This is a genomic window from Ideonella sp. B508-1 (genome assembly GCF_000333615.1).
In the GTDB taxonomy this organism is placed as follows: Bacteria; Pseudomonadota; Gammaproteobacteria; order Burkholderiales; family Burkholderiaceae_C; genus Ideonella.
In genome coordinates this window covers 1-17,316 of sequence record NZ_BADL01000035.1, presented here as the reverse complement: position 1 = coordinate 17,316, position 17,316 = coordinate 1, and the positions used below count along the sequence as shown (strand labels likewise).

Annotated in this window: 15 protein-coding genes; 8 read left to right on the top strand and 7 right to left on the bottom strand. The window is 68.9% G+C overall.

Annotated features, from left to right (window positions below):
- The first annotated feature begins 98 nt into the window (after positions 1-98).
- The gene (locus I73_RS01795) at positions 99-998 is read left to right on the top strand and encodes a neutral zinc metallopeptidase (RefSeq protein WP_022979050.1); all 900 of its coding nucleotides are present in this window, start codon (positions 99-101) and stop codon (positions 996-998) included.
- Between the two features lie 30 nt (positions 999-1,028).
- Here I73_RS01795 and I73_RS01790 read toward each other — a convergent pair whose 3' ends face one another.
- Entirely contained in the window at positions 1,029-2,186 is a 1,158-nt protein-coding gene (locus tag I73_RS01790; protein ID WP_022979049.1) for an alpha-hydroxy acid oxidase, read from the bottom strand.
- Between the two features lie 739 nt (positions 2,187-2,925).
- Here I73_RS01790 and I73_RS32245 point away from each other — a divergent pair.
- Positions 2,926-3,504: a hypothetical protein gene (locus I73_RS32245; protein WP_148289647.1), complete on the top strand. Its 579-nt coding sequence runs from the start codon at positions 2,926-2,928 to the stop codon at positions 3,502-3,504.
- A 47-nt stretch (positions 3,505-3,551) separates the two neighbouring features.
- On the opposite strand, the gene I73_RS01780 is transcribed toward I73_RS32245, so the two are convergent.
- From I73_RS01780 to I73_RS01770, 3 genes are all read right to left on the bottom strand, one after another.
- Positions 3,552-4,685, bottom strand: coding sequence for a hypothetical protein (locus tag I73_RS01780; protein WP_022979047.1), 1,134 nt, complete (start codon positions 4,683-4,685; stop codon positions 3,552-3,554).
- Between the two features lie 154 nt (positions 4,686-4,839).
- Complete coding sequence (locus I73_RS01775) at positions 4,840-5,802, bottom strand: LysR substrate-binding domain-containing protein (protein ID WP_051048920.1); 963 nt, start codon at positions 5,800-5,802, stop codon at positions 4,840-4,842.
- Between the two features lie 51 nt (positions 5,803-5,853).
- Positions 5,854-6,354 carry a hemerythrin domain-containing protein gene (locus I73_RS01770; protein ID WP_022979045.1) on the bottom strand — a complete coding sequence of 167 codons (501 nt, stop codon included), beginning with the start codon at positions 6,352-6,354 and terminating at the stop codon, positions 5,854-5,856.
- Between the two features lie 158 nt (positions 6,355-6,512).
- Between I73_RS01770 and I73_RS25395 the strand changes: the two genes are divergently transcribed.
- Entirely contained in the window at positions 6,513-6,959 is a 447-nt protein-coding gene (locus I73_RS25395) for a YbaN family protein (RefSeq protein WP_085944554.1), read from the top strand.
- Here I73_RS25395 and dinB read toward each other — a convergent pair.
- Positions 6,933-8,261, bottom strand: a complete 1,329-nt coding sequence (gene dinB / locus I73_RS25390) for a DNA polymerase IV (protein ID WP_022979043.1) — start codon at positions 8,259-8,261, stop codon at positions 6,933-6,935. The genes I73_RS25395 and dinB overlap by 27 nt on opposite strands.
- Positions 8,262-8,423: 162 nt before the next feature.
- Between dinB and I73_RS32975 the strand changes: the two genes are divergently transcribed.
- The 3 genes from I73_RS32975 (at position 8,424) to I73_RS01745 (ending at position 11,800) form a co-directional block, all read left to right on the top strand.
- Positions 8,424-9,653, top strand: coding sequence for a DUF5666 domain-containing protein (locus tag I73_RS32975; protein ID WP_022979042.1), 1,230 nt, complete (start codon positions 8,424-8,426; stop codon positions 9,651-9,653).
- Positions 9,654-9,714: 61 nt separating this feature from the next.
- Positions 9,715-10,602: a DUF6502 family protein gene (locus I73_RS25385; RefSeq protein ID WP_306304220.1), complete on the top strand. Its 888-nt coding sequence runs from the start codon at positions 9,715-9,717 to the stop codon at positions 10,600-10,602.
- Positions 10,595-11,800, top strand: coding sequence for a DUF5666 domain-containing protein (locus tag I73_RS01745; protein ID WP_159105822.1), 1,206 nt, complete (start codon positions 10,595-10,597; stop codon positions 11,798-11,800). Before I73_RS25385 ends, I73_RS01745 begins: the two co-directional genes overlap by 8 nt.
- Before the next feature lie 11 nt (positions 11,801-11,811).
- Here the strand turns inward: I73_RS01745 and I73_RS01740 are convergent, their stop codons facing one another.
- Both I73_RS01740 and I73_RS01735 read right to left on the bottom strand, forming a co-directional pair.
- Positions 11,812-13,221 (bottom strand): ATP-binding protein, encoded by a 1,410-nt coding sequence (locus I73_RS01740; RefSeq protein WP_026096185.1) that lies wholly within the window; start codon positions 13,219-13,221, stop codon positions 11,812-11,814.
- Positions 13,214-13,900: a response regulator transcription factor gene (locus I73_RS01735; protein ID WP_026096184.1), complete on the bottom strand. Its 687-nt coding sequence runs from the start codon at positions 13,898-13,900 to the stop codon at positions 13,214-13,216. Before I73_RS01735 ends, I73_RS01740 begins: the two co-directional genes overlap by 8 nt.
- Before the next feature lie 281 nt (positions 13,901-14,181).
- Here I73_RS01735 and I73_RS01730 point away from each other — a divergent pair, with 281 nt between their 5' ends.
- Positions 14,182-15,306 (top strand): efflux RND transporter periplasmic adaptor subunit, encoded by a 1,125-nt coding sequence (locus tag I73_RS01730; RefSeq protein ID WP_022979037.1) that lies wholly within the window; start codon positions 14,182-14,184, stop codon positions 15,304-15,306.
- Positions 15,299-17,316: efflux RND transporter permease subunit (locus I73_RS01725; protein WP_022979036.1), on the top strand; the 2,018-nt coding region annotated here is incomplete at its 3' end. The genes I73_RS01730 and I73_RS01725, both read left to right, overlap by 8 nt.

The window sequence follows — 17,316 nt, the reverse complement described above, 5'->3', positions numbered from 1 at the left end:
GCGCGGCCCTGAGCCCCGCGCCCTGGCCGCGCCGCCCGCGGCCGGATGACAATCTGCCCGATGCGCCACGACCCACCCGTGGCCGGGGAGAGAACACCATGCGCTGGCAAGGCAACCGGGAAAGTGACAACGTGGAAGACCGCCGCGAGGACGGCGGCCTGGGCGGCGGCTCGGGCGGCGGCATGCTGCCCATGGGCGGGCGCGGTCTGAGCCTGGGCGGCATCGTGCTGGCCCTGGTGGTCAGCTGGATCTTCGGCATCAATCCGCTGACGGTGCTGGGTCTTCTCAATGGCGGCGGGTTGCCGCAGAGCGCGCCGGCGGCCACCCAGCCGGCCGCCCACCGCGGGGCGCCGCAGGACGAGGAGGCCCGCTTCGTCACCACCATCCTGGCCAGCACCGAGGACGTCTGGGCCGAACAGTTCGCCCAGGCCGGCAAGACCTACGAAAAGCCCACGCTGGTGCTGTTCCGCGGCGCCACCCGCACCGCCTGCGGCACCGGCGAGTCGGCGATGGGGCCGTTCTACTGCCCGGGCGACCGCAAGGTCTACATCGACCTGTCCTTCTACGACACCTTGCGCCAGCAGCTGGGCGCGCCGGGCGATTTCGCCCAGGCCTACGTGATCGCCCACGAGGTGGGCCACCATGTGCAGAACCTGCTGGGCATCACCGGCAAGGTGGACGCGCTGCGGGCCCGGCAGAGCGAGGCCCAGGCCAATGCCACCTCGGTGCGGGTGGAACTGCAGGCCGACTGCCTGGCCGGTGTCTGGGCCCAGCATGCCGAGGCCCAGCGGCACTGGCTGGACCAGGGCGATGTGGAGGAGGCGCTCAATGCCGCCTCGCGCATCGGCGACGACGCGCTGCAGCGCGCCGCCCAGGGCCGCGTGGTGCCCGAGAGCTTCACCCACGGCAGCAGCCGGCAGCGGGTGGCCTGGTTCCAGCGCGGGCTGGCCCAGGGCCACATCAGCGACTGCGACACCTTCTCGGCCCGCCATCTCTGAACAGTGCGGGGGGGCGGCCCCCGCTCAGGCTCAGGCTCGGGCGGGCAGGGTGCCGGGCAGCAGGATGTCCTGGCCGACCTGGTCGAGCTGGGTGTGGCCGCAGAAGGCCATGGTCAGGTCCAGCTCGCGGTGGATGATCTCCAGCACCTTGGTCACGCCGGCCTCGCCCATGGCGCCCAGGCCGTAGAGGAAGGGGCGGCCGATCATGGTGCCGCGTGCGCCCAGGGCCCAGGCCTTGAGCACATCCTGGCCGGAGCGGATGCCGCCGTCCATCCACACCTCGATGCGGTCACCCACCGCGTCCACGATGGGCGGCAGGGCCGAGATGCTGGAGGGCGCGCCATCGAGCTGGCGGCCGCCGTGGTTGCTGACGATCAGCGCATCGGCCCCGGAATCGGCGGCCAGCTTGGCATCTTCCACGTCCATGATGCCCTTGATGATCAGCTTGCCGCCCCACAGGCTCTTGATCCACTGCACATCGTCCCAGGACAGGCAGGGGTCGAACTGCTTGGCCGTCCATTCGGACAGCGAGCCCATGTTCTCGACGCCGCTGACATGGCCGACGATGTTGCCGAACTGGCGGCGCTTGGTGCCCAGCATGCCCAGGCACCAGCGCGGCTTGGTCATCAGGTTGATCAGGTTGGCCAGGGTGGGCTTGGGGGGCGCCGACAGGCCATTTTTCAGGTCCTTGTGGCGCTGGCCGAGGATCTGCAGGTCGGCGGTGAGCACCAGGGCCGAGCAGCGCGCGGCCTTGGCCCGTTCGATCAGGCGCTCGATGAAGCCGCGGTCCTTCATCACGTAGAGCTGGAACCAGAAGGGCTGGGTGGTGTGGGCGGCCACGTCCTCGATCGAGCAGATGCTCATGGTCGAGAGCGTGAAGGGCACGCCGAACTTCTCGGCCGCGCGGGCGGCCAGGATCTCGCCGTCGGCATGCTGCATGCCGGTCAGGCCGGTGGGCGCCAGGGCCACGGGCATCGCCACCTTCTGGCCGACCATGGTGGTGGCGGTGCTGCGGTGGTCCATGTCCACCAGCACGCGCTGGCGCAGCTTGATCTTCTGGAAGTCGCTCTCGTTGGCCCGGTAGGTGCCCTCGGTCCACGAGCCGGAATCGGCGTAGTCGTAGAACATGCGGGGCACGCGACGCTGGGCCATCACGCGCAGGTCTTCGATGTGGGTGATCACGCTCATCGGTTTGTCTCGGTTCTTCTGCGGAAGGCGAAATGCTAGACCGGTGGCGTGGCATGGGGCCCGAAATTTCGTCCGGCGCCGCCGGGAAGTGGCGCTGCGGTGGCCGGGGCTTCAAAGGCCGCTGAAGCGCAGGCCAGCTGCATTTCCACCAGCGGCACCGGGTAGCCCATGGGGAAGCGCCAGCCGCCCAAGGGTGTTGGCTCAAGCNGGCGCGCGCCAGGGCNGCCTGCAGGGCCCGGGTCTGGTCGGCCGATTCCTCCAGCGCGAAGGCTTCGGGCCCCTCGGGCCGCTGTTCGATGCGGGCGCTCAGGTTGAGCCGCCGCAGGTGAGGCTGCCCCGGCTCCACGTTCACCATCGGCGTGCCGCTGGGGCCGGGCAGGTAGAAGCCCACCAGGGGGCGGGCGTCGGGCCACAGGCCTTCGGCCAGGTACAGATCCCGCACCAGGGTGTGGCAGGGCGTGTGCAGCATGTAGTTGCGCAGGATGCGCCAGGGCTCCGGCGTGTCCAGGGCGAAGGCGTTGAGCATCCGCCAGGCGGTGGTCAGGCGGCGCGGCAGGCGCGCTGCGTCGCCGGCCGGGAACACAAAGGTGGCGGCGCTGTCCTCGCGCACCACCTGCACGGTGGGCAGGGGTTCACCTGCGGGGTCGGGCTGCAGAAAGTCCTCGGCCCGGTCGCTGGGCTCGTCGCTGGCCAGCGGGCGCAGGCGGGGGGCTGCGTCCGCCGTGGCGGCCGGGCCAGCATGCACGCTCAGCAGGGGCACGGCCATCGTGGGCGTCAGGCGCTGCAGACCGATGCGCCGGTGCACCTCGATCACATCCACCCGGCCGGGCTGGGCCGAGGGCAGGACGAACAGGGCGGTGGTGAGCGTTTCGCAGTAGTGCCCGAAGAGGAAGGACTGGGCCTTGAACGAGGCCTGGCGGGCCATCTGCTCGCGCTTCTCGCGGATGGCGCTGGACGACTCGCCCATGCGTGCATCCAGGGCCTGGCGGCCGCCGGGCAGGCGGTCCAGCAGGGTCTCGAAGCGCCGCACCCCGGCTTCCACGTCCCGCAGCAGGCTGGCGTCGGCATGGCCCCGGGCCCGCTCCAGCAGGATGCGCAGCCCGGTGGGCGAGGGAATGTGGTGCAGGAATTCGGCTTCGCCGTCGGAGCGCACCGCTTTCACCAGGCGGCTGGCCAGGCTCTTGTCCAGGCCGATGCCCTGGGTCAGCCGCACCGGACGCGCCGGCTCGCCGGCCAGGGCCTGCAGCAGGGGCTGCAGGCCGCCGCGCAGCTCCCGGGCCACGCGCTGCAGCTCGGCAGGGTCGTGGTCGGGCGGTAGCGGGTCGGTCACGGCGGGTGGTTCGGAGTCGAGCGGGCGATGATAGATCAGCGCTGCAGCGCGGACGCCGCGCGTCGCACGATCAGGGTGCGGGTGGGCCAGGGGGCCACCAGGCCCTGGGTGATCACCGCCAGCGTGCTGCCATCGGCGCTGATGGCGCCCACGCCGATGACGGGCTGCAGCGGGTTCAGGCGCACGCCGGCCGCCTGGAGCACCTCGCTGACGTCCTGGAAGCCGCCGCTGGCCGTCCAGATGAAGCCGATCTGCTTGGGCGACATGCCGTCGGGTCGGTTGCCGCCCACGATGACCGCGCCATCGGCGCTGATGCCGGTGGCAAAGGCATAGCCGGTGGCGCCCCGCTTGTGGATCACGCCCAGCAGGGTCTTGTTCCAGGCGCTGCCATTCCAGGTCCAGCGGGTGGCATAGGTCTGAAAGTCGCTGGGGTTGCCGGACAGCCCCACCACCGTGCTGCCGTCGGGCGTGAGGGCCGAGGCCTCGCTGGGCCAGTCGGAGTCTTCCAGCACGGTGCGGACGCCATTGACCCAGACCGTGGCGCGGCGGTTGCCATAGGCGGGGTGTTCGTCCCAGCCGGCCAGCACGTGGCCGTCCTGGCTGGCGCCGTCGGCCCGGCTGGAGCGCCCTTCGGCCCCCAGATCACCCATGCCGGTGGCGGCGGACCAGCGCATGGCGTGGGCACCCGCGCCGCTGGCCAGCCAGAACAGCCCGGTGACCACCTGGCCGTCACCCGACAGGCCGAAGGCCGAGCTGGTCTCGCCGTCGACCACCCCGCCATTGGTGGGCAGTGGCGCCAGGGTGGACCAGCCGCTCGAGGGCGTCCAGCGACCGGCGGTGCTGAAGGTGCCGTCGTCCGACAGGATGGTGGCGCTGACCACCTGGCCATTGGCCGAGATGCGGGGCGTGCCCGACATGTGGCCCAGCGTGTCCCAGGTGCTGCGGCCCAGGCGGACCATGCCGCCCCGCGCGGTCCAGCGGAAGGTCTCGAAGTTGTCCAGGGTCATGCCCGCGGCGGCCTGGCCGTTGGCCGACAGCGCGGTCACACTGCCCTCGATGTTGGCGACGATGCGGTAGCTGTCGGCCCGGGCCAGCAGCGGGGCGGCCGCCAGCAGGCCGGTGAACAGCAGGGCAAGACCCGACAGGCGGGGCGAGTGGGCGAAGGGCATCGGCAGTCTCCGGTGGGAGGGCATGGGGCACCGGCCAGGGGGCGCCGGTGGGCGTGGCGGGATGCTATGCGCCTCTTCATAATTCTTCAAGAATTCTCTGAGAGAATAATCTAGGGGGTTCTGCCGCCAGGCATTGGCACCTCGGGGCCGGGTCTCAGCTGCTGCCGCTCACCAGGGCCAGCCCGTCGGCGGCGGCCCGTTCACAGGCTTCGCGCAGCCAGGCGGCGCCGGCCTGTTGGGCGGGCTGATCCCCATGGGGCAGCAGCCAGTAGACGCTGGGCGCCATCAACCAGGGCGTGGCTCCGGCGCCCAGCACCGGGCGCAGCCGGCCCGCCCGCAGGGCGGCGCGGGCCAGGCTGGGGCGGGACAGCACCACGCCCTGGCCGCACAGGGCGGCCTCCAGCCGCATGCCCAGGTCGAACAGCCGGGGGCCTTGTTCGGGCTCGTGCCAGTCCAGCCCCACGGCCCGGAACCAGGGGGTCCAGGGCTCCAGTGGGTTGCGCAGCAGGGGCAGCCGGGCCAGGTCGCCGGGCTGGCGCAGGGGGCCGTCGGGCAGCAGGGCGGGGCTGGCCAGGGGGATCAGCACGTCCTGCATCAGCGGGCGCTCGTCGGTGCGCAGGGCCTGGCCGTGGCGCACGTCCAGGTCGGCGTCGCTGCCGCCCTGGTCCAGAAAGGGCACGGACAGCACCAGTTCCAGCTCGATGTCAGGGTGCTGCTCGGCAAAGGCGGGCAGGGCGGGCACCAGCACCTCGCGCGCCAGCGTGGGCGGTGCGCTCAGCCGCAGCCGCTGGCCCCGCTGCGCGCCGCGCTGGTGCTGGGGCACGCGGGCCAGCTGTTCCAGGGCCGGCCAGATGGCGGCCAGGTATTCGCGTCCGCTGGCGCTGAGCTGCAGCGGCTTGCTGCCGCGCTGGAACAGGGTCAGGCCGAGCTGCTCTTCCAGCGTGGCGACCCGCTTGCCCACCGCGCTGGCGGTGATGTGCAGGGCCTCGGCCGCGCGTTCGTAGCTGCCCAGGCGGGCGGCGGCCTCGAAGGCGCGCAGCGCGTCCAGCGAGGGCAGGCGCAGCGCATCGTCCGATGCGGACGGCGGCGGCAGGGAGGGAGAGGGCGGCGGCGCCATGGCCGCCGCACTGTAGCGCACCGCGCTGGGCCCGGTGCGGGGGCAGCGCGCTCAGGCGCTGGCGTGGTCCGGTGCGCAGTGGTCGCTGCCGCAGCCGGAGATCGGGGCCGCGTCCACCACCTGCGGCTTCCGGCACAGGCCGGTCTCAGGGTCGAAGCCGGCCACCTGCAGATGGACCGCCAGCGACGAGTCCATCGACTGCGCGTGCATGCTGAACCAGGCGGCCAGCTCGGGGATGATGCGCTGCAGGGGGCCGAAGTCCTGGTGGTCGCGGGCCAGTCGGGCCACTTCCTGCATGATGGCCAGCACCTGGTCGTGCTGACGGCTGTGGCAGTTGTCCTTGGCGAAGCCGGTGGCCAGCATCCAGCGGTCTTCCTGCCCGAAGTGGCCGATGGTGTGCTCGACCAGGGCGTCCCAGGCTGCCAGCCCCTCGGCCTCGGAACGGGCCAGGGCGGCCTGGGCGGCATTGAGCAGCTCGACGAACTCCTCGTGGGTGGCATCCATCTGCGGGTGTTGCAGCACGAGTTCTTCGGACCAGGCGAGTGCGGACATGGGCGGGCGGCTCGGGGTAAAAGCGTGATTTTGGCCGCTGGCCCCGCGAGCGTCCAAGCCCGAGGTGGCAGAACTGGGCCAAACTTGCGCTGGCTCAAGCCGGTGGCTGAGCCGTCCGCCCGAACCGCCTGCCGGGCCTGCCCCGCATTCTTGACACCATGAACGAGTTGCCTGCCCTCACTGTCCGCCCTTTGCGTCCCTGGTGGCAGCGGGCCCTGTGGCTGGGCGCCGGTGGGCTGGCGCTGCTGTTGGGCATCGTCGGCATCTTCCTGCCGCTGCTGCCCACCACCCCCTTCGTGCTGCTGGCCGCCTTCTGCTTCTCGCGGGGCAGCGCGCGCTGGGAGGCCTGGCTGGTGAACCACCCGCGCTGGGGGCCGATGGTGCGCGACTGGCGCACCCACCGCGCGGTGCCGCTGCGGGCCAAGCAACTGGCCACGGCAATGATGGCGGTCAGCTGCACCGCTGCGTGGTTCGCCATCCCGTCGGCCTGGCGGGTCATGCCGGCGCTGTGCTGCGCGGTGGTGGCCACCTGGCTGTGGCGGCTGCCCACCCGGCAGCTGGCGTCGGCCCCGGCGGCTTCAGCGCCCGGCAAGGCCGCCGACTGAACCCTTGGCGCCGCCCGGGGCCGGCGGGTCGAACGCCTCGAACAGGTCGCGCTCGGCGGCCATCGGCGGCAAGCCGCCAGGGCCGGTGGCCAGCACGCTGGCGGGCGGCGGCACCGCGGGGCGGCCGGGCCGTGCGCTGCGCTTGGCCGACGGCACCAGCGGCGCGTCGGCCCGTTGCAGGTTGGCCACCCGCACGCCCAGCAGGCGCAGGCGCCGGCGCAGGTCTACCCGCTTCAGGCACAGGCCGGCGGCGTGGCGGATCTCGGCGGCATCAGCGGTGGGCTGGGGCAGGGTGAGGTCGCGGGTGACGGTCTTGAAATCCTCGTAGCGCAGCTTGATGCCCACCGTGCGGCCGGTGTAGCCCTTGCGGTGCAGGTCCTCGGCCACCCGCACGCAGAGCTCGGTGAACAGGGTGGAGAGCCGGGCCTTGTCGCGCACCGCGTGCAGGTCGTGCTCGAAGGTGGTCTCCCGGCTGATCGACACCGGCTCGCTTTCGGTCACCAGCGGGCGGTCGTCGCGTCCCCAGGCGGCGGCGTGCAGCCAGGCACCGTAGCTGCGGCCGAAGCGCTCGATCAGCCAGAGCGGTTCGCAGCGGGAGAGTTCACCGATGGTGTTCACCCCCAGCGCGGCCAGCTTGGCCCCGGCCTTGGGGCCGATGCCGTTGACCCGGCGCACCGGCAGCGGCCAGATGCGGGTGGGCAGGTCGTCCATGGTCAGCACGGTCAGGCCGTCGGGCTTGTCCAGTTCGGAGGCGATCTTGGACAGCAGCTTGTTGGGCGTGACGCCGATCGAGCAGCTCAGCCCGGTGGCGCGCTGCACATTGTTCTTGATCTCCCGGGCCAGGGCCCGCACCCCGCCCAGCGGGTCGTGGCCGACCGGATCCTGGGCGCCGGGCACCTCGGTCAGGTCGATGTAGATCTCGTCGATGCCGCGGTCCTCGATCACCGGCGCCAGTTCGGCCACGGCGGCCTTGAAGGCGCGCGAGCAGCGGCGGTAGAGCTCGAAGTCCGTGGGCAGCAGCACCGCATCCGGCGCCCGGGCGGCGGCCTTCATCAGGCCCATGGCCGAGTGGATGCCCAGGGCCCGCGCCTCGTAGGTGGCGGTGGTGATGACGCCGCGGCCGACGTAGTCGCCCAGCCGGGCATAGCGGCGGCTGCCGTCGGCCAGGGCCTCGGGCTGGTGGCGCCGGCCCCCGCCGATGACGACCGGCCGGCCGCGCAGCTCGGGGTAGCGCAGCAACTCGCAGGAGGCATAGAAGGCATCCATGTCGAGGTGGGCGATCAGGCGGCGCGGCGGCGACATACTGGATGAATTATCAGTCTTTGGGCCTGCGTCGCCAATCGAAACCCGATGTGAAACCAGATGTCAGGGAAGCCCCTTCTCTTTGAATGTGCAAAGTGCACAGTTATAGTGGCACCACCGCTGGGCCCAGCCTGCGGCCCCCAGATGCCAGAGGAGTACTTCATGCGCACATCGCTTTCCGACTTCACCTTCCCCCGGGGGCTGAGCCGCCACCTGGGCCTCTTGACCCTGTTCAGCGCCGCCGTGCTGGCGGCCTGCGGCGGTGGTGGCGGCTCGTCCACCGGCACCACCGGCACCACGGCCGGCAGCGCGGCCTACACCAGCGGCGCCATCAGCGGCTTCGGTTCGGTGATCGTCAACGGCGTGCGCTTCGACACCAGCAGCGTCACCGTGGAAGACGACGATGGCACCCGCCACGTGGCCGATGACCTGCGCCTGGGCGATAGCGTCGAGGTCGAGAGCGGCCCGATCGACAGCAGCACCCAGACGGCCGTGGCCACCGTCATCCGCTACGGCAGCGAAATCAAGGGCCCGCTGACCGCGGTGGATGCGGCCAACGCCCAGTTCACCCTGTTGGGCCAGACGGTGAAGGTCAGCGACACCACGGTGTACGACACTGCGCTGACCGGTGGCCTCGCCAGCCTGTCCACCGTGGTGGGCAGCGTGCTGGAGGTGCATGCCCAGTACGACGCAGCGCGCCAGCTTTATGTGGCCAGTCGTGTGGACCTGGACGCCAGCGTGGACAGCTACAAGCTGCGCGGTCCCATCCTGGCGTTGGACACCACGGCCCACACCTTCCAGATGGGGGCGGCCACCATCAGCTACGCCAGCCTGACCCCCCAACCCACCGGACTGGCCGTGAATCAGTGGGTGCAGGTCAAGCTGGCCACCACCGCTGCCGCCGACGGCAGCTGGACGGCGCTGTCGATCAAGACGAATGAGCGCAAGCTGTCCGAGGACCATGCCGAAGCGGAGGTCAAGGGCAACATCACCGCCTGGACCTCGGCCACCAGCTTCAGCGTGAACGACATTCCGGTGGACGCCAGTGGCGCCAGCTTCCCGGATGGGCAGAGCGGCGTGGTGCTGGGTGCCCAGGTGGAGATCAAGGGCAGTGTGGTCAACGGCGTGCTGGTGGCCACGAGCGTCCAGCTGGAGGACGGCAGCCAGCAGGGCCATGGCGAGGACTATGAGCTGCACGGCAGCCTCTCGGCCCTGGACACCACGGCCAAGACCTTCGTGTTGCGCGGTGTGACCGTCAGCTACGCCAGCGTCAGCCAGTGGGTCGGCCTGACCGAGGCGCAACTGGCCACCGTGGCCAAGATCGAGGTGAAGGGCAGCTTGTCCACCGACGGAACGACGCTGGTGGCCTCGCTCATCAAGGTGGACGACTGAGAAAGGCACAGACCTCCCTGCGCAGGGAGGTTTGTGTTGAAATGGGATTCATGCACATTCAATGGTTCTCCTCACGGCGATGAGCACGCCCACGGTTCCTCCTGAGCACACGGCCCTGCTTGGTGCTGTGCAGGCGGTCCTACGGCCACTGGCGGAGCTGCTGGTGGCCCGGGGCCTGCCCTATGCGCAGGCCGAGGAACGTCTCAAAGCCGCCTATGTGCAGGCGGCACGTGACGCCGCCTTGCGCGCCACGCCCGAGGCTTTGCCGCACCGACTCGTCAGCCGCCTGTCGACCGCCACGGGCATCAACCGCCGCGAAGTGGGTCGGCTGCTGGCCGAGCCCGACGCATCGTCCGGCTTGCGCCCCTCGATGGCACTGCGCGTCTTTGAGCGCTGGCGCACGGACCCGGACTACCTCAATGGCCGGGGCCAGCCGCAAATCCTGCGGCGTCAGGGCGTGGCACCCAGTTTCGAGGCACTGGCGGCCCAGGTTTCCCGCGATGTCCATCCGCGCAGTGTGCTGGATGACATGGTTCGCCTGAAACTGGTGGAGTGGGATGCCGATGCCGACACGGTGACACTTCGCCAGTCGGCCTTTGTGCCCGATGCAGACACGGCCAAGCTCATGGCCTACTTGGGCGCCAACGTGGGCGACCATCTGTCGGCCGCGGTGGAGAACGTTGGCGGCCTTCAACCCAGGCACTTTGAGCAGGCGATCTGGGCGGATGGTTTGACCCTGGACCTCGCCCGGGAACTGCGGGCCATCATTGAGGCCCAGTGGAAGCTGCTCTCCCAGGCGCTGGTGCCGGAGATCCAGCGCCGCATTGACGCGGTCGAGTCGACAGGCCTGACGCCTGACGCCCGTGTGCGGGTCGGGGTGTACATGTATTCGCAGCAAGACGATGGGCGGCCTGCTGCACAAGATCAGGAGGGGAAGCCCCATGCGTGAATTCCTTGGATGGCGCTGGTTGAAATTCCAGGGCCTGGCATGGCTCACAGCCACAGCATTGCTGGTGTCCTGTGGTGGCGGTGGCGTTGAAAGCGGTGGGACGGGCATGAGTGCCGGCTACAGCAGCGGCGCCATCACCGGCTTCGGCTCGGTCGTGGTCAACGGGGTGCACTTCGACGAGAGCACGGCCCACATCCACGATGCGGACGGCAACACCCTCAGCCGCGACGCGCTGCGTCTGGGCATGACGGTGGAGATCCAGAGCGGCGCCATCGACAGCACCGCGCTGACCGCCACCGCGCAGGACGTCAACGTCATCAGCGACCTGCTCGGGCCGGTCTCTGCGGTGGACCTCACGGCCAGCACCATGACCGTGCTGGGGCAGACGGTGCGCATCACCGCGTCCACACTGTTCGACAGCAGCCTGGCGGGTGGTTTGTCGGCCATCGCGCTGGGACAGAAGGTCGAGGTCTATGCCATCTTCGATCCGGTCAACACGGTTTATGCGGCACGGCTGGTGCTGCCCAGCGACAACCCCGACCACTACACCTTGCGCGGTGTGGTGTCGGGCTGGAACAGCGCCCAGCGCCAGTTCCAGATGGGACCGGCCACACTGACCTACGCGGCCGATGCCGTGCCGGCCGGCCTGGCCAATGGCGCCACGCTGCGCCTGCGCCTGTCGACCCAGGCCGATGGCAGTGGCCGCTGGGTGGTGACCACCGCTCAGCCCGCCACCTACCTGCCCGCCGACGGCACGGAGGCCGAGATCGAGGCGGTGGTGTCCGGCTACACCAGCCTGTCGAACTTCGTTGTGGCTGGCGTGACGGTGGACGCCTCGGCCGCACAACTCAACGCCAACGGCCTGACCCTGGCCGCCGGCGTGCGGGTGGAGGTGGAGGGCCGCATGCAGGGCACGGTGCTCAAGGCCACCAAGCTGGAACTCAAGGGCAGCGAAGGCACCGCGGGGGGCGACGACAGCGGTGATGGGCAGGAGTTCGAGCTGAGCGGCCAGATCGGCAGCCTGGACACCACGGCCCAGACCTTCGTGATCCGCACCCAGACGGTGTCCTACGCCCAGGCCTCCATCGAGAATGGCACGGCGGCCACCCTGACCAACGGGCTGCGGGTGGAGGTCAAGGGCACACGTTCCAGCAATGGCGCACTGGTCCAGGCCAGCAAGATCGAGATTCAAAACTGAGGACGGAGGACTCAGTCCAGCCCCTCCCTGGCCTGAGGCAGGTGCAGCACGAAGCAGGCACCTCCGTGGGGCCCATTGGCCACCTCAATGTGGCCGCCATGGGCGCGGATCATGGCCTGAGACAAGGCGAGGCCCAGGCCGAGGCCCGCCACCTCGGTGGAGCGGGCCGCCGTGCCGCGGAAGAAGCGATCGAACACATGGGGCAGATCCTCCTGGCTCAGGCCGGGGCCATCGTCCTCGATGGTGACGAAAGCGGTGGCGGCATCCTGGCCGACACGTACCGTCACGCTGGAGCCGGGCGGTGAGTACTTCACCGCGTTGTCGAGCAGATTTCCGAGGACAAGGTTGACCGGACCCGCGCCGACTGCCGCTTCGATGCGGGGGCCATCCTCATGCAGGAGCCGGATCTGCTTTTCCTGTGCGGCCGGTTCAAGCCGGCGCACCGCCTCGGCCAGCAACTGATTCAGGTGAACGACGTCCGGAGGACTGCGCTCCTGGCCGGCATCGAGCCGGGCCAGCACCAGGAGCTCGTCGACCAGCAACGTCAGTCTCTCAACTTCCTCCTGGCAGGAGGCCAGTGCCTGCTTGTATTCCTCGGCACTCCGGGGGCGTCGCAGTGAAATTTCCAGCTCGGCACGCAGCCGCGACAGAGGGGAGCGCAGCTCGTGGGAGGCATCCGCGGTGAAGCGCCGCTGCGCTTCAAACGCATGCTCAAGGCGCCCCAGCATGTCGTTGAGCGTCTCGACCAGCCGACCGATCTCATCGCGGCTATCCGAGTGCGGCAGGCGTTGGCTCAGGCTGGCCTGTCCGATCTTTCGCGCCCGTTGGACGATGTCATCGATGGCCACGACCATGCGGCGTGTCAGCAGCGCGCTGGTGGTGCCCAGGGCCAGAACCAGGCACACCCCCAGGCCCAGAAAGAGGAGTGCAGCGGATGCCACGACATGGTTGACATCGTCCAGCGATCCGGCCACTTGGACGGCGCACAGGCTCCCTGCGACGTGCACAGGAACGGACACCAGGCGCACCGGTTCATCGCCAAAGCCGTACACGGTCTCGAAGACGGTTTCGCCCTTCGCCAGCTGGCGCAGAACACCCGTGGAGGCTGGGAGCTGGGCCGCGCCCAAGTTGGCGCTGCGTGCCAGCACGCGGCCCTCGCCATCGATGATCTGCACCAGGCGGTCGAGCCGGACGAAGGAAAACGGCCCATGGCCCGGGGTGCCCTCGTGGACCGACACCGGCTGTCCGCGTGATTCCGCCAGGATCCCCGCCTCCGTTTCCGCCAGGGCCAGCACGGCAGCGTCCAACTGGGCATGGACGGATCGGGCGAGGACCCAGTAGCCCATGACCGCGGCTACGCACAACGTCACCGCTGTCACCATGAAATGTGCCAGGACGAAGCGACGCCGGAAACTAAGCACCACGGACCTCCGGTGCGACCAGTTGAAAACCCCGGCCTCGCACGGTGTGGATCAGTGGCGGCAGACCGGGTCGATCGATCTTGCGGCGCAGGTTGCCCACATGAACGTCGATGAGGTTATCGATACCGATCAGATCGGCCTTCCAGACCTGCTCCGCCAAGCGTGAGCGGCTGACGATGCCGCCGTGCTGGCGCATCAGCACTTCGAGGATTGCGTACTCCTTGCGTGTCAGCTCGATGGCGCAGCCACCACGGCTGACGCTTTGGTTGGACGGGTCGAGCTGGAGGTCGGCCACGCTCAGCACGGTGGGCCGGGTGAACTCCGACCGACGCAGCAGGGCCCGGGCGCGGGCCAGCAGTTCCTCAAATGCAAACGGCTTGGTCAGATAGTCGTCGGCTCCGGCGTTCAGTCCCTTGATGCGTTCCTGCAGGGCGTCGCGGGCTGTCAGCATCAGGATGGGCACCTGCCCGCCCTGCTGCCGGACGGCCTGGCACCAGTCCAGGCCGTCCTGTCCGGGCAGCATCCAGTCCAGGATCACGAGGTCGTAGTCCATGGCGACCCATTGCTCATCCGCCGCCTCGGCAGAGTGGGCCAGATCGACGATGAAGCCCTCTTCCCCCAGACCGCGCGCCAGCAACTGCGCAGCCTTCTTGTCGTCTTCGACCAAAAGAATTCTCATGTTCCGGGTGCCTGGCTGATGTCGGGGCAGTCTCCCACTGAACCGGTGCAGCACGCAGCTGAGTCGTCTTTCTGAAGAGAAATTCAGGTGATCTTGGGATGTTCTTCAGGTGAGCCTGACTATTCTGCCGCCCTGTTCCAGGAGGGGCATCGGTCCATGGCGTGATGCCTGACCTGTGTGCCGCGCCAGCGGTGCGCCTCACCCCCTCCATCCGCGCAGCCGCTCTCCGTGCCAGGTCACGGTGCAAGACGGCTGCCCACCGCCTGCTGGAGTCACTGAACATGCTGTACAAACAAAGGCCTCTTGTGCTTGCCCTGGCCGGACTTGGGCTACTGGGGGCCATCCTGGCTTTGGGCCTGCGTGCCGCGCCCGCTGCGCCTGAGCCGATCGCGCCCGCCAGTGTCCACGAGGGTGATGCCATCGTCATCCCCGAGCACTCGCCGCTGCGCGCAGCGCTGCAGGTGCGGGCGCTGGTGCCCGGGCAGATTTCCACGCCACTGGTGCTGCCGGCTTCGGTCGAGGTCGATGCGGCGCGCATGGTCAAGGTGCTGACTCCGGCCACTGGGCGCGTGGTCCGCATCGACAAGCAGCTGGGCGACCAAGTCAGCCCCGGCGACATCCTGTTCACAATGGATGCGCCCGACTATGGGCAGGCGCTCAGCGATGCGAGCAAGGCCCAGGCTGTCCTGGATCTGGCGCGCGCGAACCTGGATCGCACCAGCCACCTGGGGACGGAGCAGATCGCCGCGACGCGCGATGTCGAACAGGCTCGCAGCGATTTTGAGCAGGCCCGCAGCGAATGGCAGCGCGTCAGGGAACACCTCGCTCAGCTGGGAGCGCCCGCTTCGGGCGGTGGCAGGCTGTTGGTCGTTCGTTCGCCCATCCGCGGGCGGGTGGTGGATCTGCAGGCGGGCACCGGGGGTTACTGGAACGACACCACCGCCCCCTTGATGACCGTGGCTGATCTCTCCAGCGTGCTGGTGACTGCCAATGCGCAGGAGAAGGATCTGGGCCAGCTCTATGCGGGCCAGCAAGCGAGTGTGCAGCTTGACGCAGTGCCAACGCCATTGACGGGACGCGTCCAGTCCATTGGCGAGCTCCTGGACTCCGACACCCGCACGGTCAAGGTGCGTCTGCGTTTCGAGAACCGCGACGGCTTGCTCAAGCCCGGCATGTTTGCCCGCGCCACGTTCCAGGGGCGTCCGCATCCAGGCCTGCTCCTGCCGATGTCGGCGGTGGTGCAGGGCGGCTTCTCCAGCCAGGCCTTCGTCGAGACCTCACCCTGGCATTTCCAGGCGCGCACCCTCACGCTGGGGGCTCAGGTCGGGGACAGCATCGAAGTCCTCTCTGGTCTCCAGGCTGGAGAGCGCGTCGTCGTTCGCAATGGAGTGCTGCTGAATGATTGAGCGCCTGGTCACCCTGTGTTTCAACCGGCGCGGCATTGTTGCGCTGGTGTTCGTGTTGACGGCCTTCTACGGCGCCTGGTGCTGGACGCAGCTGCCGCTGGAGGCCTATCCGGACATCGCCGATGTGACTTCGCAGGTGGTCACACAGGTCGATGGGCTGGCCGCCGAGGAGGTCGAGCAGCAGATCACCATCCCACTGGAGCGGGAGATCATGGGCACGCCCGGCATGCATGTGATGCGCTCGGAGAGCACCTTCGGCCTGTCCCTGATCACTGTGGTTTTTGAGGACGGCAGCGAGGACTACTGGTCCCGCCAGCGTCTGCAGGAGCGGATTGGCGGTGTCAGCCTGCCCTATGGTGCGCAGCCGGGGCTGGATGCGCTCACCTCGCCCATTGGTGAGATCTACCGCTACACGCTGCAGTCCAAGACACGCAGCCTGCGCGAGCTCTCCGAGCTGCAATTCTGGAAGGTGATTCCGCGGCTCAAGCAAGTGCCGGGCGTGGTTGACGTGGCGAATTTCGGTGGGCTGACGACGCAATTCCAGGTTGAGATCGACCCGCTGAGCCTGGACAAGTACGGCCTTTCGCTCGCCCAGGTCACCCAGGCTATCTCCGCCAACAACGCCAGCGCTGGCGGCAGCGTGATGACCCGAGGCGAGCAAGGTCTGGTGGTTCGCGGCGTGGGACTGCTTCGCAACCTCGACGACCTGGGCAACATTGTGGTCACCCAGAAGAGTGGCGTGCCAGTGCTGGTGCGTGACGTCGGTCAGGTGGTGCTGGGCAACCAGGAGCGGCACGGTGTGTTGGGCATGGATGGCAACGCCGACACCCTTGAAGGCATCACGCTGCTGCTCAAGGGGCAGAACCCTTCGCGCGTGCTCGAAGGTGTGCATGCCGCGGTGCAGGACCTCAATGATCATGTTCTGCCCAAAGATGTTCGGATCGTCCCTTATATCGACCGCAGCAATCTGGTTGAGGCCACCGTGCACACGGTGGGCAAGACCCTGCTCGAGGGCATGACTCTGGTCACGCTTGTGCTGCTGCTGTTTCTGGGCTCACCCCGGGCAGCCATCATCGTCGCCATCACCATTCCGATGTCGCTGCTGATCGCCTTCATCCTGATGCAGCACTACCGCATTCCGGCCAACCTGCTGTCGTTGGGCGCCATCGACTTCGGCATCATCGTGGACGGCGCCATCGTGGTGATGGAGACGATTCTGCGCCAGCGCGAGCGCGAGCCCGGCGCCCCCATGAGCGGGCACGAAGTGGTGAAGACCACCCTGCAGGTGGCCCAGCCGATCTTCTTCGGCATGCTGGTCATCATGGTGGCCTACCTGCCGCTGTTTGCCTTCCAGCGCATCGAGTACAAGCTGTTCGCACCCATGGCGTTCGCTGTGGGCTTCGCCCTGTTCGGTGCCCTGCTGGTGGCCCTGATGCTGATCCCGGGCCTGGCCTACTGGGCCTACCGCCGTCCGGTTCGCAGCTTCAGGAACCCCGTGCTGGAGTGGCTTGTGCCGCGCTACGAGCGCCTGCTGCAGGGCTTTGTCGGAAGGACCCGGTGGGCCCTGGCGCTGTTTGTGGCCACATTCGCGCTGGTGATCGGCCTGGGCGCCACCCTGGGACGGGACTTCCTGCCCTACCTGGACGAAGGCTCGATCTGGTTGCAGGTCACCCTGCCTGCTGGCATTTCCCTGGACAAGGCCAGCGAGATGGCCGGGCAACTGCGCGCTGCCGCCCAGTCGTTCAAGGAGGTCGACCACATCGTCACTCAGCTGGGCCGCAACGACGATGGCACCGATCCCTTCACGCCTTCCCACATTGAGGCGGCGCTCACGCTCAAGCCTTACGACCAATGGGTCTCCGGCTGGACCAAGCAGCAGCTGATCGAGCACATGGCTGAGCGCTTCCGCGGCCTGCCTGGCATTGAGGTGGGTTTCACACACCCAATGATCGACGGCGTGCTGGACAAGTTGGCCGGCGCGCACAGCGATCTGGTGGTGAAGTCTACGGG